Genomic DNA, 23,209 nt, shown 5'->3' with positions numbered 1-23,209 from the left:
CGTCGCAGTCGTCGTCCGAGCAGGCCGCTTCGGTCGAAGAGACGACCTCGAGCATGGAGCAGATGAGCGCCTCGATCCTGCAGAACACCGAGAACGCCAAGGTCACCGACGGCATGGCCTCAAGCGCTGCCCGGCAGGCGGTGGAAGGCGGCAACGCCGTCGCCAAGACGGTCGAGGCGATGAAGAGCATTGCCGAAAAAATCGGCATCATCGACGACATCGCCTACCAGACCAATCTGCTGGCCTTGAACGCGGCCATCGAAGCCGCCCGCGCCGGCGAACACGGCAAGGGTTTCGCGGTCGTCGCCGCCGAAGTGAGGAAGCTCGCCGAACGCAGCCAGGTCGCCGCGCAGGAAATCGGCAATGTCGCCAAGGACTCGGTGAAACTCGCCGAACGCGCGGGCGTGCTGCTCACCGAAATGGTGCCCTCGATCAAGAAGACCTCCGACCTCGTCCAGGAAATCACGGCCGCTTCGCAGGAGCAGAATTCCGGGGTCGGCCAGATCAACGGCGCGATGGGGCAGCTCAACCAGGCGACGCAGCAGAATGCCTCGGCGTCCGAGGAACTCGCCGCCACCGCCGAGGAAATGGGCAGCCAGGCCGAGCAACTGCAGGAACTGATGACCTTCTTCGAGCTTGCCAACCGCGCTCACAGTGCCGCACCGACGAAGAGAAACCCCGCCGCTCGCCGACCGGCAGCCGCCGCGCCGCGTACCAAGGGATCGGGACGGAGCAGCGCGCTGGCCAGCGCAGAACGTGACTTCGAACGCTTCTGAACAGGAACCAGCCATGACCCAGATCGCTCAATCCCGGCCAGCCGGCAGTGCCGGCAGCGCCGTCGCCAGGCGTACCGCAAACGCACTACAGGCGCAGCAGGCGGCCGCCGAAGGCCCACAGCAATACCTCACCTTCCTGCTCGGCGGCGAGATGTTCGCCGTCGGCATCCTCAACGTCAAGGAAATCATCGAGTACGGCAATCTCACCGAGATTCCGATGATGCCGGCCTTCATCCGCGGCGTCATCAACCTGCGCGGCGCCGTCGTCCCGGTGATCGACCTCTCGGCACGCTTCGGCCACGCCCAGAGTCCCGTCGGAAAACGGACCTGCATCGTCATCGTCGAGGTCACCGAGAACGATCTCCGGCACGACATCGGCATCATGGTCGATGCGGTTTCGGAGGTGCTGGAAATCCCGGCCAGCGAGATCGAACCACCGCCCGCCTTCGGCGCCCGCATCCGCGCCGACTTCATTCACGGCATGGGCAAGGTCGCCGGCAAGTTCGTCATCCTGCTCAACATTTCCAGGGTGCTCTCGGTCGATGAGATCGCCATGCTGGCCAGCGTTACCAACGGCACGGCGGAGGGCGTACTCGGCGCATCGAACTCGGCTGGCCCGATGATGAACCGACTGAGCTCCCTTGCAGCGGAGCGGGAACGCGGCGATGGGCAAGCGGCCAATACTTGAACCTGCACGGGAGACACGCATGAAAAAGCCATGTTCTGATCAGTAAACCGTCTCAAACAGGCCGAGCGGCGACTCAGACCACCTTCGTCCCGCTCCGCGCACGATCCAAAGCCATTCGCTTCACCCGCCATGAGGTCACCCATGCTTTCCCATATCAAGATCTCTACCCGCCTCGGTATCGGCTTCGCCATCGCCCTGCTCATGCTGATCCTGGTCTCCGTCATCGGCATCGCCCGCGTCGGCGAACTGCAGAACGACATCAGCGACCTGGTCAAGGACAAGAACGTCAAGACCAAGCTCGCCAACGACCTCGGCGACGAAGTCAATGATGTCGCCCGCTTTCACCGCAACATGCTGGTCCTCAGGAACGAGGGAAGCACACGCATCGAAATGGAAAAGATACTCGAGAAGCGCAAGAAGGTGACCGCGATATTTGAATCGCTCGACAAGTTCCGCTACGGCGACAAAGGCAAGTCCGCGCTGGAAACCATGAGGGAAGCACGCAAGCCTTTCGTCGCCGCATCGATCAAGCTCGAATCGATGATCCAGGACAAGCAGTGGGACAATGCCGTCCAGTATTTTCAGGAAACCTATCGGCCGACCTACGGCGCCTTTGCAGGGCCCATTGTCGCTTTCGTCGACTATCAGACCGAACTCGCCGAGAAGGTCGGCGCCGACGCCGAGGTGCTGGCCAGTTCGACGCGCACGCTGATCATCGGCCTGGCGATCGCCGCGCTGCTGATCGTCGCACTCCTCGCCTTCCTGATCACCCGCTCGATCACCGGCCCGACCGGCAAGCTCGTCGCCGCCACCGGCAGGATGGCCGAGGGCGACTTCAACTTCAAGCTCGACATCGACAGCAAGGACGAAGTCGGGGTTCTCACCAAGGCGATCCAGGCCCTGCAGGCCAACGTCAAGCTCCTGATCGACGAGATGAACCGCATGTCGCGCGAGCACGATGCCGGCGACATCGACATCAAGATCGACGAAGGCAAGTTCACGAACGACTTCCAGGTGATGGCCAGGGGCGTGAACAACATGGTGTTCGGCCACATCGCGGTCAAGAAAAAAGGCGATGGCCTGCATCAAGGAATTCGGCGAAGGGAACTTCGACGCACCCCTCGAACAGTTCCCCGGCAAGAAGAAGTTCATCAACGACACCATCGAAGCCGTACGGTCTAACCTCAAGCTGCTGATCGCGGAGATGAACCACATGTCGAAGGAACACGACGCCGGCGACATCGACGTCAAGATCGACGAAGGCAAGTTCAGGAACGACTTCCAGGTAATGGCCAGGGGCGTGAACAACATGGTGTTCGGCCACATCGCGGTCAAGAAAAAGGCCATGGCCTGCATCAAGGAATTCGGCGAGGGCAACATGGATGCGCCCCTTGAGCAGTTTCCCGGCAAAAAGGCGTTCATCAACAACACCATCGAGCAGGTGCGTAGCAACATCAGGGCTCTCGTGGCGGACGTCAACAGGCTTTCCAAGGCCGCTGTCGAAGGCAAGCTTGGCACGCGGGCGGACACCACCAAACACCGAGGCGACTTCCAGCGCATTGTCGCCGGTGTCAACGAAACGCTCGACAACGTCGTCGGGCCGATCAACGAGGTGCGCCGGATCATGGGCGCGATGGCCCGCGGCGACCTGACGCAGACCATCACCAGCAGCTACCGGGGCGATTTCGACGAGTTGAAGAATGCCATCAACCAGACCGTCGCCAAGCTCGTCGAGACCATCGGCGAGGTAAGTACCGCGGCCGACAATCTCTCGAACGCCTCCGGCCAGATTTCGGCGACCGCGCAGTCACTGTCGCAGTCGTCGTCCGAGCAGGCCGCTTCGGTCGAAGAGACGACCTCGAGCATGGAGCAGATGAGCGCCTCGATCCTGCAGAACACCGAGAACGCCAAGGTCACCGACGGCATGGCCTCAAGCGCTGCCCGGCAGGCGGTGGAAGGCGGCAACGCCGTCGCCAAGACGGTCGAGGCGATGAAGAGCATTGCCGAAAAAATCGGCATCATCGACGACATCGCCTACCAGACCAATCTGCTGGCCTTGAACGCGGCCATCGAAGCCGCCCGCGCCGGCGAACACGGCAAGGGTTTCGCGGTCGTCGCCGCCGAAGTGAGGAAGCTCGCCGAACGCAGCCAGGTCGCCGCGCAGGAAATCGGCAATGTCGCCAAGGACTCGGTCAAACTCGCCGAACGCGCCGGTTCGCTGCTCACCGAAATGCTGCCCTCGATCAAGAAGACCTCCGACCTCGTCCAGGAAATCACGGCCGCTTCGCAGGAGCAGAATTCCGGGGTCGGCCAGATCAACGGCGCGATGGGGCAGCTCAACCAGGCGACGCAGCAGAATGCCTCGGCGTCCGAGGAACTCGCCGCCACCGCCGAGGAAATGGGCAGCCAGGCCGAGCAACTGCAGGAACTGATGACCTTCTTCCGCCTGGCCGGTAGCAGCCGCAGCGCGGCAACGGCGAGACGGAGCGCCCCTGCCCACCGCGCACCGGCACGGATACCCGTGCTGGCGACGTCTGGCCACGGCTTCGAGCGTTTCTGAACCGGCAGCGAAGGCGTAGCGGCCGCTTGATCTCCACTGGAAAAAAGCATGCCATCAGTCCACCATAGCAGTGCTCCCCGCGAGGCATCCCTCCCGAGAATCGACGAGCGACGCCTGCGCAGCCTTTTCGATGCCATGCCCTCGGGCTTCGCGCTGCACGAGATCCTTCTCGATGGCGAAGGCCAGCCCTGCGATTATCGCTTCATCGACGTCAACCCGGCCTTCGAGGCGATTACCGGCATCGCCAGGAGCAGGCTCGTCGGCCGGCGGGTTCGCGAAGTGCTGCCGCAGCTCGAACCGCTGTGGATCGAGCGCTACGGTTCGGTCGCGCTGACTGGCGACTGTCAGCAGTTCGACGATTTCAGCGTCGACCTCGACCGCCATTACCGGGTCACCGCCTACTGTCCGGAAATCGGTCTGTTCGCGGTGATCGTCGATGACATCACCGCGATCTGGCGCAGCGAGGAATCACTGCGGCAGGCGGCGAAGGTGTTCGAACTGACGCGTGACGGCGTGGCGATCACCGACGCCAGCGCCCGCATCGTCGCCGTCAATCACGCCTTTACGGAAATCACCGGTTACAGCAGCGAGGAAGCCGTCGGCCAGAATGCCAGCATCCTCAAGTCGGGCCACCATGACGCGGTGTTCTACGACACGGTCTGGAGCGAACTGACCAGCACCGGCTTCTGGCAGGGAGAACTCTGCAACCGCCGCAAGACCGGTGAAACCTACCCGCAATGGCTGACGATCACCGCGGTGCACGACGAGTACGGGCAGATCGAACGCTACATCGGGGTATTCACCGACATCAGCCGCCTGCGCAACGCCGAGGCACACGCCGAATATATTGCCTACCACGACACCTTGACGCAACTGCCCAACCGCAGCCTGCTGAACATCCGCTTCGAACACGCCCTCGAAAGGGCGCAGCGTCACCATCACAAAATGGCGCTCCTGATCATCGACCTCGACCTCTTCAAGAACATCAACGACTCGCTCGGGCACGAGTTCGGCGATCGGCTGCTGGTCGCGGTCACGGAACGTTTCAAGTCACGGCTGCGCGACGAAGACACGCTGGTGCGGGTGCACGGCGACGAATTCGCGATCCTGATGGAGGAGATCGAGGTTGCGACCGATGCCGCCGTCGTCGCCCGCGACCTGCTCCAGGCACTCGAAGCCCCCTTCCGGATTGGAGGCAGCGACGAGATCTACCTCAGCGCCAGCGCCGGCATCAGCATCGCGCCCGACGACGGCAGCGATCCGGCGCTGCTGCTGCGCAACGCCGACACCGCCGTCAATCTGGCCAAGATGCAGGGACGCAAGACCTTCTGCTTCTACACCGAAGCCCTGACCACACACGCACTCGAACGCATGCGCCTGGAATCGCGCCTGCGCCGGGCAATGAACCTCGGCCATCTGCTCCTGCATTACCAGCCGCTGATCGAGGCCAGCAGTGGCGCGGTGATCGGCGCGGAAGCGCTGCTGCGCTGGTGCGATCCCGAGCAGGGAATGATCGCACCGATCCACTTCATTCCGGTCGCCGAGGATAGCGGACTGATTGCACCACTCGGCGCCTGGGTGCTGGCGACGGCGTGCCGGCAGATGCGGGCCTGGCTCGATGCCGGGCGAGCGCTGCGGACCATCGCCGTCAACCTTTCGCCGCGACAGTTCTTTTTGCAGGACGTACCGGAACTGCTTCGCCAGACCCTGGCGGACAGTGGTCTGGACGCCCGCTTCCTCGAACTGGAGATCACCGAGGGCATTCTCATCGAGCGTGGCGAGCGGGCCGTCGCCATCCTCAATCGGATTCGTGCGCTCGGCGTTCGCCTGTCGATCGACGATTTCGGCACCGGCTATTCCTCGCTCAGCTACCTCAAGCGCTTCACGATCGACAAGCTGAAGATCGACCGGAGTTTCATCCGTGACGTCACCACCGACAGCAGCGACGCCGAGATCGCCGCAACGATCATCGCCATGGCGCATTCACTGTCCCTCTCGGTGGTCGCCGAAGGCGTCGAGACGGCAGAGCAGCTCGCTTTTCTCGAAGAACACGGCTGCGACTACTACCAGGGATATTTCTTCAGCCACCCGCTGGCAGCCGAACATTTTCCCGAATCTGTCGAGAATTCGTGCGCCCGGAGGGATCCTCCGCGAATGGATGGCACGCCCTGGTTAACGATCAGATCTGCAACTTGAACTTTTCCAGGACGTTTTCCATCCAGATGCCTTCAACTGTAATTTTCATATTATTGCTCAACGAATTGCACGAAATGCTGGGAAAGTTCCGCCGGCACGGCCGCAGCAGCCGGTTGCAGACCAGGCAAGCAGGCATTTATCCGCAAACCCATTGGACAGATCACACCATGGAAGCACTTGAATGGAGCACAGCACTGGAAATCGGGCATACCGAGATCGACGACGATCATCGCGCCATGGTCGGCCTGCTCAATCGCCTGCAGGAAGCGAGCAGGCGCTCGGACAGGGTCGCCACTCGGGCCGTGCTGGCCGCACTGGAAACCCTGACCAGGGATCACTTCGCCCGCGAAGAGCATCTGATGCTGGACCTCCACTACGAATTCACGGCCCGGCATCAGAAGGAACATGTACACCTGTTCGACGAGGTCCGCGCCCAGATCGAAGAAATGAACGAGGGCATCGTCAGCGTCGCGGCGATTGCCGGTTTCATCAAACGCTGGCTGATCGATCACGTCGAAACATCGGACCGCCAACTGGCCGCAGCGCTGGCGCGCCGGCGTTCGCAGCCGCTTTGAAAAAACAGCAGTTGTCGGCGGACGACCCGCGTGCGAGCGCGCGGCAATGACCACGACAGTGGCCAGGAAATGGTTGCAGTATCGCTTTCTGCTGCAGATCGGCTTACTGCTGATCGTCGCCGGCATGACTGTGGTTTTCCTTGATCGGGCAAATCAAGGGTCGATTGTCGAAGAGTTCGTGCTCACGCGCGCACGCGCGCATTTCCGCGACATCGTCCTGACCCGGCGCTGGAACGCCGGGCACGGCGGTGTCTACGTGGAAAAACGCGCCGGTATCGAAAGCAATCCCTACCTGCAGGATCCCGACATCACGGCGACCAACGGCAAGACCTACACCCTGCGCAATCCGGCGCTGATGACGCGCGAGATCTCGGAACTGGCGGCGCGCGATGGCGACTACCGTTTTCACATCACCAGCCTGCAACTGAAGAACCCCGACAACGCCGCCGACGACTGGGAACGCGCAGCACTCGCAGGTTTCGCGGCCGGCGAGAAGGAACGTTTCGCGGCGATCACCAGCGGTGACCGGAGCGAATTCCGCTACATGGCGCCACTGCTGGTCGAGACCGCCTGCCTACGCTGCCATCAGGACATGGACTACCGGGTCGGCGACGTGCGTGGCGGCATCAGCGTGCGCTTCGACATCACGCCGCTGCTGCTCCGCCAGCAGCAACACGCCTGGGTCACCGGCATCGCGGTACTGCTGACCATGGCCGGACTGTTCCTGCTCGCCAGGGCCTTTGCCTCCCGCATGAGCCAAGGCATGCAGCGCCTGAGCAGGCGGCACGAGGAACTCGTGCAGTCGATCGACGGCATCGTCTGGGAGGCCGATGCCAAGACCCTGCAATTCACCTTCGTCAGTACCCAGGCCGAACGCCTGCTGGGTTTCCCGGTCGCCGACTGGGCACAGGCCGACTTCTGGGTGGCGCATCTGCACCCCGACGACCGGGCCTGGGCAAGCGCCCAGCGCGCGAGTTGCAGCGAGCAAGGGCTGCCTTACGATCTGGAATATCGTTTCGTCGCCGCCGACGGACGCACTCTCTGGCTACACGACCGGGTTCGGGTCATCGCCGAGAACGGTCAGCCGACGATATTGCGCGGGCTGATGTTCAACGTCAGCCGCGAGCACGAGCAGAGCGAGCAGACCCGGCAGTTGCTCGTCGAACACGAGACGATCCTGCAAAACGCTCTGGTCGGCATCACCTACCTGAAGCACCGGCGGGTGCTTTCGTGCAATCGCCGCTTCGAGGAAATCTTTGGCTATGGCGCCGGCGAGTTGACCGGGCAGTCGACCGAGTGCCTGTATGCCTCGTGCGCCATCTTCGAGGCCGTCGGCCAGCGCGCCTACGCCAACTGCGCCGCCGGCAGGAATCATTGCGAGGAAATGCTGCTGCAACGCAAGGACGGCCAGACTTTCTGGGGCGTGCTGAACGGCCGGGCAATCGACCCCGCATATCCCCACGAGGGAAGCATCTGGATCTTCGCCGACATTTCCGAACGTCGGGCCGCCGAGGAGGAAGCTCACAAGTTGCTGCAGGCGGTCGAGCAGAGCCCGGTATCGATCGTCATTACCAGTCGCGAGGGTCTGATCGAATATGTCAATCCGCGTTTCGCCCAGGTCACCGGTTATCCCCGGCACGAGGCCATCGGCCAGAACCCGCGCCTGCTGCAATCCGGCCAGACCTCGCTGCAAACCTACCAGGAAATGTGGGACACGCTGCTCGCGGGCGGCGAGTGGCGCGGCACGCTCCTCAACCGGCGCAAGAACGGCGAACTGTTCTGGGAAGAAGCCTTGTTCTCGCCGATCGTCGACGAGCACGGGACGATCACCCACTTTCTCGGGGTCAAGCAGGACGTCACCGAACAACGACTGATCAAGCAGCAGCTCGAAGAGCATCAGGAACACCTCGAAGATCTCGTCAAACGCCGCACGGCCGAGCTGACCAGCGCGCTGGCAGCGGCAAAGATCGCCGACCAGGTCAAGGATGCCTTCCTGGCCAACGTCAGCCACGAATTGCGGACGCCGCTCAACGCTGTCATCGGGCTCTCGGCACTGGCGCTGCAGGGCAGCACCAACGCTCGCCAGCGCCAGTATCTGGAAAAGGTCGGCGACGCCGGCCAGACGTTGCTGGCGATCATCAACGACCTGCTCGATCTGACCCGGATCGCGAGCGGTGAGATGAGGTTCGAAGCGCAGCCGTTCAGCTTGCGTCAGACCGCCGCGCGCGTTTTGTCGGTAATCGGCCACCGTGCCGCCGGAAAAGGGCTGCGGCTCGAAGCGCAAATCGACGAGCGGCTTCCCGAGGGGCTCGTCGGCGATTCGCTGCGCATCGAACAGATTCTCCTCAACCTGCTCAACAACTCGATCAAATTCACCGAGGCCGGCGGCATCCTCTTGCGCATCATCGTCGAGCACCTCGACGCGCAGCGCGCCAACCTGCTGCTCGAGGTCGAGGATTCGGGAATCGGCATGAGTGAAAACGAGATCGCCCATATCTACCGGCCTTTCGTTCAGGCCGACCCGTCGATCACGCGCAAATTCGGTGGCAGCGGCCTGGGCCTGGCAATCTGCAAGCAACTCGTCGAAGGCATGCACGGATCGATCGAGGTCAGCAGTCGGCCGGGGGACGGCACACAGTTTCGCGTCCACCTGACACTGGCCCTGGCGACCGAGGGCGACCTTCGCGACCGCCAAGAAGCGCCGGACGGCGAACCCCTGCCAACGCATTACCATGACGCGCGCGTCCTGGTGGTCGACGATCAACCAATCAACCGCGAGATCGTCTCCGATTTGCTGGCCAGCGTCGGCATCGTCCCGCGCTTCGCCGAGAACGGCCTGGAGGCGATCGGTATCCTCAGCGAGTCTGGCCCTGGGGCCTTCGACCTGGTTTTGATGGACATCCAGATGCCGGTCATCGACGGCCTCACGGCAACGCGCCGGGTCCGTACGCTGCCGGGCTTTGCGACGCTGCCGATCGCCGCCATGACGGCGCACACCATGGAACACGAAAAGCAGATGTACCTGGACGAAGGGATGAATGACCATCTCGGCAAACCGTTCGCCTTGCCCAGTTTCTTTGCGCTGCTGGCCAGGTGGCTGGCACACCGCGCCGACGCCCCGCCGGTGCCGACAGCGCCCGTGGCCACCGCCACGAGTAACGACGACGGCGAGCTGCCGGCGATCGACGGTCTGGACGCCAGCGCAGCACGGCAGCGCTTTGCCGGCAATGACGCACGTTACCGGTATTGGCTGCGAGAATTCATCGGGGATTCGGCGGATTTCATCGGCAAGCTCGACGCGCTGCTGTGCAGTCGGGAGTACGCAGCGGCAAGGCAGGTGGTGCACGCCTTCAAGGGCCGCACCGGTACGCTCGGCATGACCGAACTCCACGATCTGGCGGCGACACTCGATCAGTTTCTCCGGGCCGGCGAGTCCGATAGCGAAACGGAAAGCAATTTGGACAGCAATTCGGGCAGCGCAATCCGCCAACAACTGGTACAGTCGATCGAATGCATGCGCGTCCGCCTGCAGGCAGCGCTCGGCCCCGACAGGCAGGCCACGACGGTCGCAGCAGCGCGCCCCGAAGGGCCGCTGCCGCCAGCGATCGCGGCCCTGCTGCCCCTGTTGGAGGCCGCGGACGGTGGCAGCGCCGCGGCCATTGCCGCCTGCCTGGCAGAACTGCCGAACCGTGACTGGCAAGCGCCGTTGCAGGCAGCGCTGGCGAAAGCGGAAGGTTTCGATTTTGAAGCGGCGAGGCAGCTCATTGCCGAAGTAATATGGACTCCGACATGAAACTGGGTTCAAAACTGCTCCTCCAGACGGTGCTACCGGCAGTCACTGCCGTTTCGCTGTTGCTGGCGATCGTCACCCTGGTCGCCAGCAGTGCCCTGCAGGACGCTGCCGAACGCGCGCTGGCAGCGGTCGCCGAGGCGCGCCGCGAAGACATTCACAATCACCTCGAACGGATGCGCGACGACATCGTCAGCATGGGCAACGCCCCTGCCGTGATCGCCGCCATGCAGCAGTTTGCCGCCGCTTTCGCGGCCTGCGGTGCCCGCGCCGACAGCCAGCTCCAGCCGTTGTACGACCGCGACGCGCAGCACACCGCCAACAATGCCTGCCGCCGCGGCTACCAACAGGCGCACGGCGAGCATGATGTGTTCTTCCGCAGGCGCCATGCCTCTTACGGCTGGCAAGACATGCTGCTGGTCGACCCGCAGGGCAATGTCGTCTATTCCCTGCTCAAGGATCACGATTTCGCGACCAACCTGTTCACCGGGCCGTGGAAGGACAGCGGCCTGGCGCGCGTGGCGGCGATTGCCCTGCGCCAGGCGGTGAGCGGCGTCCCGGCCTTTGCCGACGCCGAACACTACGCGGCTGCGGGCAACCGGCCGGCGATGTTCCTCGCCATCCCGATCCTCGAACCCGACACCGGTCAGCCACTGGGGGCACTGGTGGTGCAGATCGCTTTCGAACCGCTCGACCGGCGCATGCACTTCAAGGCCGGACTCGGCCAGAGCGGTGAAACCTTTGTCGTCGGCAGCGGCGGCTGGATGCTCACCAACACTTTTTTCGACCAGGAATCGTCGGTCCTCAAGCGGCAACTGCAGACCGAAGCCGTCCGCCGCGTGCTTGCCGGCAACGACGGCAGCGATCAGCTCGTCGATTATCGTGAGCAGCCCTCGTTCATCGCCTACCGGCAGTTGCGGCCTTTTGCCGGCGCCCTCGGCGACCAGCCGCGCTGGGGCGTGATCGCCAAGATCAGCCGTGACGAGGCGCTGTCCCGCCTGTATTCGCTGCAATGGCTGATGCTCGGCAGCGGCCTGCTGATTGCCGGGGCAGCGACCGCCGTCGCGATCGTCGGCGGCCGGCGATTGTTCCAGCCGGTACTGGCGCTGCAGACCGCGCTGGTGCGCCTGGCCAATGGCGAAAAAACGGCGATTCCCGGTCTCGACCGCCAGGACGAGATCGGCGACATGGCCAAGGCGGCGGAAAGTTTCCGCGAGATGTCCGAAGCGGTTGCGCGTGCTCGCTGGATCCACGAGAACGTTGCCGCGCTGACCACCGCGGTCAGCCAGGAAGAAAGACTGGCCGACGTTGCCGACACCCTCCTCGGCCATCTGCGACGGCAGCTCAAGGTGCCCGTCGCGACGCTCTTTCTGCGCGACGCCGACGGCCACTACCGGCGTGCCGGCGCCCAGGGACTGGCTCGGCGAAGCCAGTTGCAGGACCGCTTCGCGCCAGGTGAATCGCTGGTCGGCCAGTGCGCTCGCGATGGCCAGGCAGTGATCCTGGCGCCGGTGGGCGGCGGTCTGATGCTGATCGCCACCGGACTGGCCGAGTTTCCCCCCGAGGAACTCGTGCTCTACCCGATCACGCATCAGAACGAGACGCTGGCGGTCGTCGAACTGGCGGCGACGCGCCGGCTGTCGCCCGACGAGCATGCCTTGCTCGCGGCCCTGGTGGGCCCGCTCGGACTGCACCTGGCGAACATCGAAGCCGCCGAGCGCAATCTCGCGCTGCTCGATGAAAGTCGCCGGCAGACCGAGGTCCTGGGCCTGCAGAAGGCCGAACTGGCCGACAAGAACAGCGAAATGCTGGCGCTGAGCGACGAAATGCGTGCCCAGTCCGACGAACTCAAGGCACAGAACAGGACCCTGCGCGGCACCCAGGAGGAACTGCGGGTGCAGCAGGAGGAACTGGCAGAGAAGAACCGCAGTCTGGAAACGCAGCGACGGCAGCTCGAACTCGGCCGCAGCGAGGCCGAGACGCGGGCGCGCGAACTCGCGCAGGCCAATCGTTACAAATCGCAGTTCCTGGCCAATATGTCGCATGAACTGCGCACACCGCTGAACAGCATTCTGATCCTGGCCAGGCATCTCGCCGAGAACTCGACCGGCCACCTCGATGACGACGAAGTCGAGTCGGCGAGCGTCATCCATGAGAGCGGCAGCCAGCTCCTGTCGCTGATCAACGACATCCTCGACCTGTCGAGGATCGAGGCCGGCAAGGTCGAGATGCTGATCGAGGACTTCCCGGTCTCCGAGATCCTCCTGTACCTGCGCCGCCTGTTCGAGCCGCTCGCCGCGAAGAAGTCGATCGCTTTCGCGATCGAGGTCGAAGCCGCAGCGGCGCCGGTCATCCACAGCGACCGCCGCTTGCTGACCCAGGTCCTGACCAACCTCTTGTCGAACGCCGTCAAGTTCACCGACCAGGGGTCGGTGCAGCTCGTGCTGTGCGCCGAGGACAGGGGACTGCGTTTCGACATCATCGACAGCGGCATCGGCATCGCGGCCGACCAGATCGAACGCATCTTCAACGCCTTCCAGCAGGTCGATGGCGGCAGCGCACGCAAGTACGGCGGCTCCGGCCTGGGCCTGGCGATCAGCCGCCAGCTCGTCGAACTGCTGGGCGGCCGCATCGACATCGAGAGCACGCCCGGCAGCGGCAGCCGCTTTTCGGTGCACCTGCCGGAGATCGTCGGCGACAGCAGTACACCGGTGCCTGCAGCACTGGCTGTGGCCGCGCGAGCGCCCACAGCCAGCCGCGACACGCTGATCCTGGTCGTCGAAGACGATGGCCGGCTGGTGCCGATCGTCACCCGCCTGATCGAGACGCTGGGCTACGCCGTGCTGGCGGTGAATAGCGGGGAAAAGGCGCTCGAACTGATCGCTGCCGAAAACCCGGCCGGCGTTCTGCTCGACCTCGGTCTGCCCGGCATCCCTGGGCTCGAAGTCCTGCGCCGGATGAAGTCCGACCCGGCCAGCGCCGGCATTCCCGTGTACATCATCTCCGGCACGGCCGACACCGGCGAGGCGGCGGCACTCGGCGCTGCCGGCTACATCCGCAAGCCGATCACCCGCGACGCGGTGCTGGCGGCGATCCGCGACATGCTCGAGCACTCGCCGGTGGCGGCGCCGGCCGCCCTGCCCGCCGGCCAGCCGCAGGTGCTGCTGATCGAAGACGACCAGGCGAGCAGTCTGGCGGTGCGCGTCCTGTTCAAGGACACGAACATCGAGCTCAGCCGGGCGCACAACGGCAGTGAAGGTCTGGCGGCAATCGCCGCTACGCGTTTCGATGCCGTCATTCTCGACCTGATGCTGCCCGACATGAACGGCTTTGAATGGCTCGAACAAGTCGCTGCCGCAACGCCGCAGCCACCGCCGGTGGTGGTCTACTCGGCGCGCGAACTCGACGACGCCGAGCTGCTGCGCCTGCATGCGCACGCCGACGCGGTGATCTCCAAGGGACGACTCAACGGCCAGGCGAGCGCGCGCCTGCGCGAGGAAGTCCTGCTCGCGGTCGCCCGGCAGACGCGGGAACCCGTCGCCGCACCGGCGGCGGCGAGGGTGCGGCACGACGCGCTGCTGATCGTCGATGACGACGTTCGCAACCAGTCGGCTCTGTCGAAAGCGCTGCGCGCTCGCGGCTTTGCCGTCAGCGTCGCCGGCAGCGGCGCACAGGCGCTGGAAATGCTGGCTACCGACCAGTTCGCTGCGGTCCTGACCGACATCATGATGCCCGGAATGGATGGCTACGAACTGATCCGGCGAATGCGCTGCGGCAGCACCGGCCAGATCCCGATCATTGCCGTCACCGCCAAGGCGATGCCCGGCGACGTCGAGCTCTGCCTCGCCGCCGGCGCCAGCGATTACCTCGCCAAACCGGTCGATATCGACCGTCTGCTGCAGTTGCTCGAAAAATGGCTCTGAAACGCAAATCCGCGCGCCCACTCGAGGCCATCGAGGCCGATCTGCTGCTCTTGCTGCTGCGCGAGCGCTACGGCTACGACTTCAGCGGTTACGGTCGCGCCTCATTGCTCCGCCGGCTCAGGCAATTGGTCGAAATCTACCAGGCCGGCAGCCTGGTCGAATTGCTGCCGGCCTTGCTGCGCGACGAACAGGTGGCACAGATGGCGATCAACATGCTGTCGGTGCCGGTGTCGGAGTTCTTCCGCGACCCGCCGGTGTGGAAGTATCTCCGCGAACAGGTGATGCCGGAGCTGGACAGCTTTCCGCGCATCAACGTCTGGCAGGTCGGCTGCGGCTACGGCCAGGAGAGCTATTCGCTCGCCATCCTGCTGCACGAATGTGGTCTGGCGTACAAGGCGCGGATGATCACCACCGACATCAACGCCGACCTGCTCAGGGTCGCGCGCCGCGGCCGCTGGCCGGCAGACCAGTTCGCGCAGTGGCGGGCCAACTATCTCGCCGCTGGCGGCAGCGCCTGCTTCGACGATTATTTCGTCGGCAATGACCATGCCGGTAATGAGACAATGGCCATTCGTGCAGAGTCCCTGCAAGCGATGGAATTCGTCGAACACAATCTGGTCACCGATGATGCCTTCCTGGAAACGCAGTTGCTGATCTGCCGCAACGTCCTGATCTACTTCGGTGCAGCGCTGCAGGCGCGGGCGCTCGACCTCTTCGAACGCAGCCTGCAGCGCGGCGGCTTCCTGGTCCTCGGCAGCGCCGAATCGATCCTCGGCCGGGACGACACCTGGGCGCCGTTGCAGGCCGAGCTGCGGATTTTCCGAAAAACCATGGCGAGAGCGAAATGAGCGGCGTTCCGAAGATCCTCGTCGTCGATGATCTGGCCGCCAACCGCCTGGCGATCCGCGCCGCCCTCCGGGGTGTCGAGGCGACGATCGTCGAGGCCGGCAACGGTTTCGACGCGCTGGCGATCACCCTCGAAGAGGAATTCGCGCTGATCCTCCTCGACGTGCAGATGCCCGAGATGGACGGCTTCGAGGTCTGCGAACGCCTGTCCGCCAATCCGCAGACCGCCGACACGCCGGTGATCTTCATCACCGCCGCCCACAACAGCCCCGAGGATCGCATCCATGGCTACCGGACGGGCGCCACCGATTATCTGGCAAAGCCGATCAACGACCAGTTGCTGCTCGCCAAGACGCGGGTGTTCCTCCGCCTCTACCAGCAAAACCGCGCCTTGCAGGCGGCGCTGGAAGCAGCGAAAGTCGCCGACCGGGTCAAGGATGCCTTCCTCGCCAACGTCAGCCACGAACTGCGAACGCCGCTCAACGCCGTCATCGGGCTCTCGGCGCTGGCGCTGAACCACAGCAGCGACCCTCGCCAGCGCGAATACCTGGAAAAGGTCAGCGACGCTGGCCAGACGCTGCTGGCGATCATCAACGACCTGCTCGATCTGACCAAGATCGCTGCCGGCGAGATGAGCCTGGAATGCACACCGTTCAGCCTGCAGAAGACCGTCGCGCGCGCGCTGTCGGTGATTGGGCACCATGCCATCGAAAAGGGATTGCGTCTCGAAAGCCGGATCGATGAACGACTCCCCGAACTGCTGCTCGGCGACCCGCTGCGTATCGAACAGATCCTGCTCAATCTGCTCAACAATTCGCTCAAGTTCACCGAAACCGGCTGGGTCGTGGTGCGCATCGCCATCGAGGACATCGACGATCAGCAGGCCGGGCTGCTGATCGAGGTCGAGGATTCGGGAATCGGCATGAGCGAGAGCGAGATCGCCCGTATCTACCAACCGTTCGTCCAGGCCGACCCGTCGATTACCCGCAAGCACGGCGGCACCGGCCTGGGCCTGGCGATCTGCAAGCAACTCGCCGAAGGCATGCAGGGTTCGATCGAGGTCAGCAGCCGGCTGGGCGAAGGCACACGCTTTCGCGTCCACCTGCGCCTGGGAGTGGCAACGGCCAGCGAGTGCCCGAGCGGCGACGACCCGGCCGCTGCCGAGAATCTGCCGACGCATTACCCCGCAGCACGCGTGCTGGTGGTCGACGATCAGCCGCTCAATCGCGATCTCGTCTTCGAACTGCTGGGAAGCGTCGGCATCGCGCCGCGTTTTGCCGAGAACGGCCAGCAGGCGGTGGACATTCTCCGCGAGGCCGGCGCACAGGCTTTCGACCTGATATTGATGGACATCCAGATGCCGGTTCTCGACGGCCTTGCAGCCACCCGCCGAATCCGTGCGCTACCGGGTTTCGCCACGCTGCCGATCGTCGCCATGACGGCCCACACGATGGTGCACGAAAAAGAGGTGTACCTGGCCGAAGGCATGAACGATCACCTCGGCAAACCGTTTTCGCTGCCGGCTTTCTTCGCGCTGCTGGCGCGCTGGCTGCCGGTGCAGGGTGACGCACCGGCAGCAGCAGCGCCACCTGCAGCCTTTGCTGCCGACGCCGGCGGGAACGAGCTGGCGGCGATCAGCGGCCTCGACACGGCCGCAGCACTGCAGCGATTTGCCGGCAACCGCGCGCGTTACCGTCACTGGCTGCGGGAATTCGTCGGCGAATCGGCCGGCTTCACCGCGACCATCGATACCCTGCTGGCCGGTGGCGCGAGCGAGTCGGCGAGACAGGCGGTGCACGCCTTCAAGGGCCGCGTCGGTACGCTCGGCATGCGCGAACTGCAAGCGCTGGCCGCGGCGCTCGAGCAGGCACTGCGGACCGGCAAGGCGAACAGTCCGGCAGGCCATGCACTGCGCTGGCAACTGGCGCAGTCGATCGAGGCGATGTGCGCCGGCATCCAGGCGGCGCTCGTCCCATCGCCCCCCCGGCAGGCGACGAACCGAGCGGCCGGCCCACCGCCGGGAGCCAGACCTGCCGGGCCGATGCCCGCCTCGGTCACGGCCCTGCTGCGCCTGCTGCAGGACGCGGATGGCGGCAGTGCCACGGCGATCGAAAGCTGTCTTGGAGAGCTGCCGGACAGCGACTGGGAACCGCTGCTGCAGGCGGCGCGGGCACAGGTGCAGAAATTCGATTTCGAGGCCGCGCGGCAACTCCTCGCCGGCAGCGAGGAGGCCGGATGACGATGCTGCGCTGCTGGAGCGGACGGCTCCTGCTCTGCTGCACCGGCCTCGTCGCGGCCGGCGAGGAGTATTTCGCGCGCTACGCACTGCCTCGGGACGCCGCTTCGGTCGACATCGGTGCGCTGCTGCAGCGCGATCGAATCCTCAATCGTCGGCTCGAAGAACAGTGAATATCGCCGTGAACCGGAGATCGCCGGGCACCGGCATCGTCTTGCGCGTCGCCGGCCTGTTCGGCACACTGCTGGTGCTGGCGATCACCACCCTGCTCACCGCCTGGCTGTACGGATTGCCGTTCTTCGACTTGCCGGGTGCCAAGCAGATCCACCTGGCCGATGCCAGGCAGGCCCTCGAACTGAGTGCCGACAGCCGCAGCACGCAGATCGAAAGCGCCCTGCGGGAACGCCGCGGCAATCTCCGCCTGCTCTCCGAAAGCCCTGTCCTCGTGCAGGCTCTGGCCACGCCGCTGACGCAAGCGGCGTCTGCCGCTGCCAGTCGCCACTTCCAGTCGGTGATGGGCGCCTACCCGGATGTTTTCGAATACCTGGCGCTGGTGTCGACCGGCGACGGGCGCGTGCTGGCCGCCAGCGACGCCAGCATGGCCGGACGCCCCCTCGCCGACGCCGGTCTGCTCGGGCGCCTGTCGACGCCGGGTGTCGTCGAACAGATCGAAACCACCGGCCCGACAGTCGCAGGGGAACCCAGCCTGATCATCGCCCGCCAGGTCATCGAGCGAAACGCTGCGGCGACCTCGACCGGCAAATTGCTCGGGGTTCTGGTGGCCAGCGTGTCGATTCAGGAACTGCTTGGCCATTTCGATCGCGTTGAACTGCGCTCGCTGGGAGATTCCGGTTCGGTTTCACTCTTCGATCAGCAGCGGCGGCGGCTCGCGACCTTCCGTCTGCTTGCCGGGGCGGGCGAGATGCCGCCACCGCCCGCTTCCCAGGAAATGGATGGCAGTTTCGTCGAGAACGCGGCGAACGGACGATTGACCCTTGCCACGTATCGCTTTGTGCGCATCGCTGCCAACGAAGGATGGAGTCTGGTGCTTCGCCGCGAGCGCGACGAGATCCTGCACGAACTCGAGCAGCGCGCCGGGCAACTGCTGCTCTTCGGCCTGCTGTTCACCGTCTGCAGCCTGATCGTCGTGGCTCTGGCGGCGCGGCATGTGACGCGTCCGATCCGGGAACTGGCGAACGTCGCGCAGCGTCTCGCCGAGGGCGAACTGAACGCCCGCGTGAAGCTGGCGAAGCCGCACCACGGTGATGAGGTGACGACCCTGGCTGCGGCCTTCAACAGCATGGCCGCACGCTTCGAGACCTGGCATGCCACCCTCGCCAGCGAAGTCGCCACACGCACGCGCGAACTGATCGACCAGCAGTTGCAGCTCGAAGGACTGGTCGAGAAGCGCACCGCCGACCTGCGCGCGGCGCTGGCCGCGGCGACCCAGGCCGACCGCGCCAAGGACGCTTTCCTGGCCAATGTCAGCCATGAACTGCGCACGCCGCTGAACGCCGTCATCGGTCTGGCCGGGCTCGCCCGGCAACTCAGCCGTGATCCCCGGCAACAGGACTACCTCGACAAGATCGGCAGTGCCGGCAAGTCACTGGCGCACCTGATCAACGATCTGCTCGACCTGACCAAGATCGTCGCTGGCCGGCTGGAGTTCGAGAACACCACGTTCAGCCTGCGCGGCATGTTCGAGCGCAGCAAGTCGGTGCTGATGCACCAGGCGGCAGAGAAGGGGCTGACACTCGTCGAACGTATCGACGCGGAAGTTCCCGATACGCTGATCGGCGACCCGCTGCGAATCGAACAGATCCTGCTCAACCTGCTCGGCAACGCCATCAAGTTCACCAGCAGCGGCCACATCGAGCTGCGGATCAGCGTCCTGCACAGCGAAGCGACGCGAGTGCGCCTGGCCATCGATGTCGAGGATACCGGTCTCGGCCTCAGCGAGCCGGAAATCGCGCAATTGTTCCAGCCTTTTGGGCAGGCCGATGCCAGCATGACGCGCAAGTTCGGCGGCAGCGGCCTGGGACTCGCCATCTGCAAGCGGCTCGCCGAGAGGATGGATGGCGACATCTGCGCCAGCAGCCGGCCCGGTGCCGGCAGCACCTTTCGCGTCACGCTCTGGCTGGCACTGGGGGAATCGGCAAGGTCCGGCACGGCCCTTGCATCGACGGCGCTGCAGCCACTGCCGGAAGCGTATCACGGCGCGCGGGTACTGGTCGTCGATGATCATCCGCTCAACCGCGAGATCGTCGAAGCCCTGCTCGGCGCGGTCGGCATCACGCCGGTGATGGCCAGCAACGGCCAGGAAGCGGTCGATCGCCTCCGGATGAGTGACGCGAGCGCTTTCGATCTGGTGCTGATGGACATCCAGATGCCGGTCATGGACGGCTACAGTGCGACCCGCGAACTGCGTAGCCGCGCCGGTTTCGAGGCGCTGCCGATCATCGCCATGACCGCGCACATCATGGAACATGAAAAGGGCCTCCAGCGCGCGGCCGGCATGAGCGACTTCATCGGCAAACCCTTCGATCACCCGACCTTCTACCGCACACTGGCGAAATGGATTCCCGTCCACAAGCAGCGGCAAGCCGCCACAGCGATGGACGCCTTGCCGCCAGCGACCGGCAGCCAGGGAATGCCCGCCTGGCCTGCTCTCGGTGCGATCGACAGCGCCGCCGGCCTGGCCCGCTTCGCCGGCAATGCCGCACGCTACCGGCACTGGCTGCGCGACCTGGCCGACCAGGGTGGTTCCGAGGTCAGAAAGATCGAACAGGCGATGGCGACTGGCCAGCGGGAACAGGCTTGCCAGCTCGCACATGCCCTCGCCGGCCGCGTCGGCATGCTCGGGATCACCAGTGCACAGGCTTTTGCCCTGCAGGTCGAGGCGGCAGCGAGCCGCGGCGAAGCCGCCGACGCGGCGATCATCCACCTGGCAGCGGCCGTCGACGAGGCGAGCGAACAGATCAGGCAGGCACTCGGAAGCGATGCTGCCGACGGGACGCCGCTGGCAGATCTCGCCGCGCCGCCGCCCGCCGGACCCCCTCCGGCAAGTATCCTGGCACTGCTGCGCCTGCTCGAGACCGCCGACGGCGACAGCGAGCGCGCCATCCATGACTGTCTCGCGGAACTCGGCGAGACAGCCTGGTCAGCAACGCTGCGCGCGACCCTGGCACGCGTGCGCAATTTCGATTTCGACGCCGCAAGACGGCTGTTTCCGGATCATGAAACAGCCAGCAACCCGGATGGAACCTCATGACCACCATTCTCCTGATCGATGACGACCCGGCAACCCTCGAAGTCATCAACGAATGCCTGCTCCCGCACTTTCGCACGCGCATCGCGACGCGTGGCGGCAAGGGCATCGAGCTGGCGCAAATGTCGCCGGCACCCGACCTGGTACTGCTCGACCTCGAATTGCCGGACATGAACGGCTACCAGGTCTGCTCGGCGCTCAAGCGGGATACCCGCACCGCCGAGATCCCGGTGATCTTTCTTTCCAGCCATACGGATATTGCCAACATCATCCGCGGTCTCGAACTCGGCGCCGTCGATTATGTGCCCAAGCCGGTGGCACCACCGATTCTGCTGGCACGCGTACGCACGCAACTACGCCTGCGCCAGGCACAGATTTATCTGGCGGACCGCAATCTCCATCTCGAATCGCTGGTGAGCGAACGTACGCAGGCGCTCGAAGCGCGAACGCTGGACCTGCAGCGCAGTCAGGAACTGACGATCGTGGCCCTCGGAGCGATCGCCGAAACCCGTGACAACGAGACCGGCGATCATATTCGTCGCACGCGCGCCTATGTCCGGGCACTCGTCGAAAACCTCCTGCAACAACCCGCACAGCGGGATCGCATGCCACTCGAAGAATGGGGGCTGCTCTGGAAATGCGCCCCCTTGCACGACATCGGCAAAGTGGGAATTCCTGACCAGATCCTGCTCAAGCCAGGACCACTCGATGCCGAGGAGTTCGAGATCATGAAGCGACATACGACGATCGGCCGCGATGCCCTGCACGCGGCCGAACTCGGGGTCGACACCCTGCACCCGTTCCTGCGGATCGCCAGCGAAATCATTTATTCGCATCACGAGCGCTGGAACGGTACAGGCTATCCGCAGGGCCTCCGCGGCGAGGACATTCCCTTCGCCGCACGCCTGATGGCGATCGCCGATGTCTATGATGCCCTGATCAGCAAGCGGGTGTACAAGCCCGCCCTGCCTCACGGCAAAGCGGTGGAGATCATCGCACAGGGGCGCGGCAAGCACTTCGACCCGCTGGTCGTCGATTGCTTCCTGGTCTGCGCCGAGACTTTCAACGCGATCGCTGCCGGCCATTCCAGCTCTCTTCCGACCCATCCCCCACCAGGGAAAGGGGAAATTCATGAATGAAGGGAAAATCCAGGTCATGATCGTCGACGACTCGGCGCTGGTCCGTCAGGTCGTTGCGCAGGCGCTGGCCCGTGAGCCCGGCATCGAGGTCATGAGTACGGCGGCCGATCCGCTCTTCGCCATGGACAAGATGCGCAGGAACTGGCCGGACGTGATCATTCTCGATATCGAAATGACGCGCATGCACGGCCTCTCTTTCCTGCGCAAGCTGATGGCTGAACGACCGACGCCGGTGATCATCTGTTCATCGCCCACCGCGACCGGCAGCGACACGCTCATGCAGGCGCTTGCTGCGGGTGCCGTGAGCATCATCAGCAGGCCCAAATTCGGGCTCAAGGGCTTCCTCGAAGACGCCACGAACGACATCATCGCCGCCATCCGCGCGGCCGCCCGAACCCGGGTCGCCTTGCCGGGACAGCCGCTCCCCACCACCCATCCGGCGGCGAGCGCGCGGCTGCCGACGCTGCAGAGAATGACGCGCAACAGCGCGGACGCCATCCTCCCCGCCGGTAACGCGGCGGTGCAAAGGACGACCGACAAGGTGATCGCCATCGGCACCTCGACCGGCGGAACGCAAGCACTCGAAGCCGTACTGACCCGCCTGCCGCTGACGATCGCGGGAATCGTCATCGTCCAGCACATGCCCGAGCAGTTCACGGCGATGTTCGCCGAACGCCTCAACTCGCTGTGTACGATCGAAGTCCGCGAGGGCCGGAACAACGATCGCGTGCTGCCGGGGCTCGCGCTGATCGCTCCCGGCGGCAGGCACATGCTGTTGAAGCGCAGCGGCGCGCAGTATTACATCGAGGTGCTCGACGGCCCCCTGGTCAATCGCCACAAACCCTCGGTCGATGTGCTGTTCCGCTCGGTAGCCCGGTTTGCCGGCGGCAACGCAGCCGGCGTGATCATGACCGGCATGGGCGACGACGGCGCCCGCGGCCTCAAGGAGATGAACGATGCCGGCGCCGCGACGATCGCCCAGGATGAAGCCTCCTGTGTGGTTTTCGGCATGCCCAGGGAGGCGATCAGGCTCGGCGCCGCCGATCGGGTGCTGCCACTCCAGCAGATCCCTGCGGCGCTGATCGAGACCTTCAACCAACGGTCATGACTATTCCAGGCACCCCCGATGATGAAAGTCATGACCGTTTCCCTCTCCCCCCGACCCCTCCCCCCGCAAGTGGGGAGGGGAGATTTGTGAGTCGCTGACGCGAC

Annotated in this window: 12 protein-coding genes and 2 pseudogenes; all 14 read left to right on the top strand. The window is 64.7% G+C overall.

The genetic code is table 11. The annotated features are described in order from the left end of the window. Positions 1-776 (top strand): methyl-accepting chemotaxis protein (locus E4Q08_RS21870; RefSeq protein WP_248595074.1); only part of this gene is annotated, 776 nt, incomplete at its 5' end. Positions 777-789: 13 nt separating this feature from the next. After that, the gene (locus tag E4Q08_RS21865; protein WP_169071935.1) at positions 790-1,464 is read left to right on the top strand and encodes a chemotaxis protein CheW; all 675 of its coding nucleotides are present in this window, start codon (positions 790-792) and stop codon (positions 1,462-1,464) included. A gap of 129 nt (positions 1,465-1,593) precedes the next feature. Beyond that, positions 1,594-2,091, top strand: a pseudogene (locus tag E4Q08_RS26285) (MCP four helix bundle domain-containing protein); the annotation flags it as partial. A gap of 63 nt (positions 2,092-2,154) precedes the next feature. Beyond that, positions 2,155-4,024: pseudogene (locus E4Q08_RS25155) on the top strand (methyl-accepting chemotaxis protein); the annotation flags it as partial. A gap of 48 nt (positions 4,025-4,072) precedes the next feature. Beyond that, positions 4,073-6,220 carry a putative bifunctional diguanylate cyclase/phosphodiesterase gene (locus tag E4Q08_RS21850; RefSeq protein WP_169071932.1) on the top strand — a complete coding sequence of 716 codons (2,148 nt, stop codon included), beginning with the start codon at positions 4,073-4,075 and terminating at the stop codon, positions 6,218-6,220. A gap of 167 nt (positions 6,221-6,387) precedes the next feature. Further along, on the top strand, positions 6,388-6,795 hold the full coding sequence (locus tag E4Q08_RS21845) for a bacteriohemerythrin (RefSeq protein WP_169071931.1): 408 nt from the start codon (positions 6,388-6,390) through the stop codon (positions 6,793-6,795). Between the two features lie 46 nt (positions 6,796-6,841). Continuing rightward, positions 6,842-10,588 (top strand): PAS domain S-box protein, encoded by a 3,747-nt coding sequence (locus E4Q08_RS21840; RefSeq protein WP_169071930.1) that lies wholly within the window; start codon positions 6,842-6,844, stop codon positions 10,586-10,588. Further along, positions 10,585-14,508, top strand: a complete 3,924-nt coding sequence (locus tag E4Q08_RS21835) for a response regulator (protein WP_169071929.1) — start codon at positions 10,585-10,587, stop codon at positions 14,506-14,508. Before E4Q08_RS21840 ends, E4Q08_RS21835 begins: the two co-directional genes overlap by 4 nt. Then, positions 14,499-15,356, top strand: a complete 858-nt coding sequence (locus E4Q08_RS21830; protein WP_034919683.1) for a CheR family methyltransferase — start codon at positions 14,499-14,501, stop codon at positions 15,354-15,356. The genes E4Q08_RS21835 and E4Q08_RS21830 overlap by 10 nt, the downstream gene beginning before the upstream one ends. Further along, on the top strand, positions 15,353-17,593 hold the full coding sequence (locus tag E4Q08_RS21825; RefSeq protein ID WP_169071928.1) for a response regulator: 2,241 nt from the start codon (positions 15,353-15,355) through the stop codon (positions 17,591-17,593). Before E4Q08_RS21830 ends, E4Q08_RS21825 begins: the two co-directional genes overlap by 4 nt. Then, positions 17,590-17,763 carry a hypothetical protein gene (locus E4Q08_RS21820; protein ID WP_169071927.1) on the top strand — a complete coding sequence of 58 codons (174 nt, stop codon included), beginning with the start codon at positions 17,590-17,592 and terminating at the stop codon, positions 17,761-17,763. The genes E4Q08_RS21825 and E4Q08_RS21820 overlap by 4 nt, the downstream gene beginning before the upstream one ends. Continuing rightward, entirely contained in the window at positions 17,760-20,861 is a 3,102-nt protein-coding gene (locus E4Q08_RS21815; protein WP_169071926.1) for an ATP-binding protein, read from the top strand. Before E4Q08_RS21820 ends, E4Q08_RS21815 begins: the two co-directional genes overlap by 4 nt. After that, positions 20,858-21,997, top strand: a complete 1,140-nt coding sequence (locus E4Q08_RS21810) for an HD domain-containing phosphohydrolase (RefSeq protein WP_169071925.1) — start codon at positions 20,858-20,860, stop codon at positions 21,995-21,997. The genes E4Q08_RS21815 and E4Q08_RS21810 overlap by 4 nt, the downstream gene beginning before the upstream one ends. Next, positions 21,990-23,105 carry a protein-glutamate methylesterase/protein-glutamine glutaminase gene (locus tag E4Q08_RS21805; RefSeq protein WP_169071924.1) on the top strand — a complete coding sequence of 372 codons (1,116 nt, stop codon included), beginning with the start codon at positions 21,990-21,992 and terminating at the stop codon, positions 23,103-23,105. Before E4Q08_RS21810 ends, E4Q08_RS21805 begins: the two co-directional genes overlap by 8 nt. Positions 23,106-23,209 lie beyond the last annotated feature (104 nt).

This window comes from Candidatus Accumulibacter contiguus (assembly GCF_012940005.1).
In the GTDB taxonomy this organism is placed as follows: Bacteria; Pseudomonadota; Gammaproteobacteria; order Burkholderiales; family Rhodocyclaceae; genus Accumulibacter; species Accumulibacter contiguus.
The sequence above is the reverse complement of the archived record's forward strand: the minus strand, read 5'-3'. Positions and strand labels throughout refer to the sequence as shown.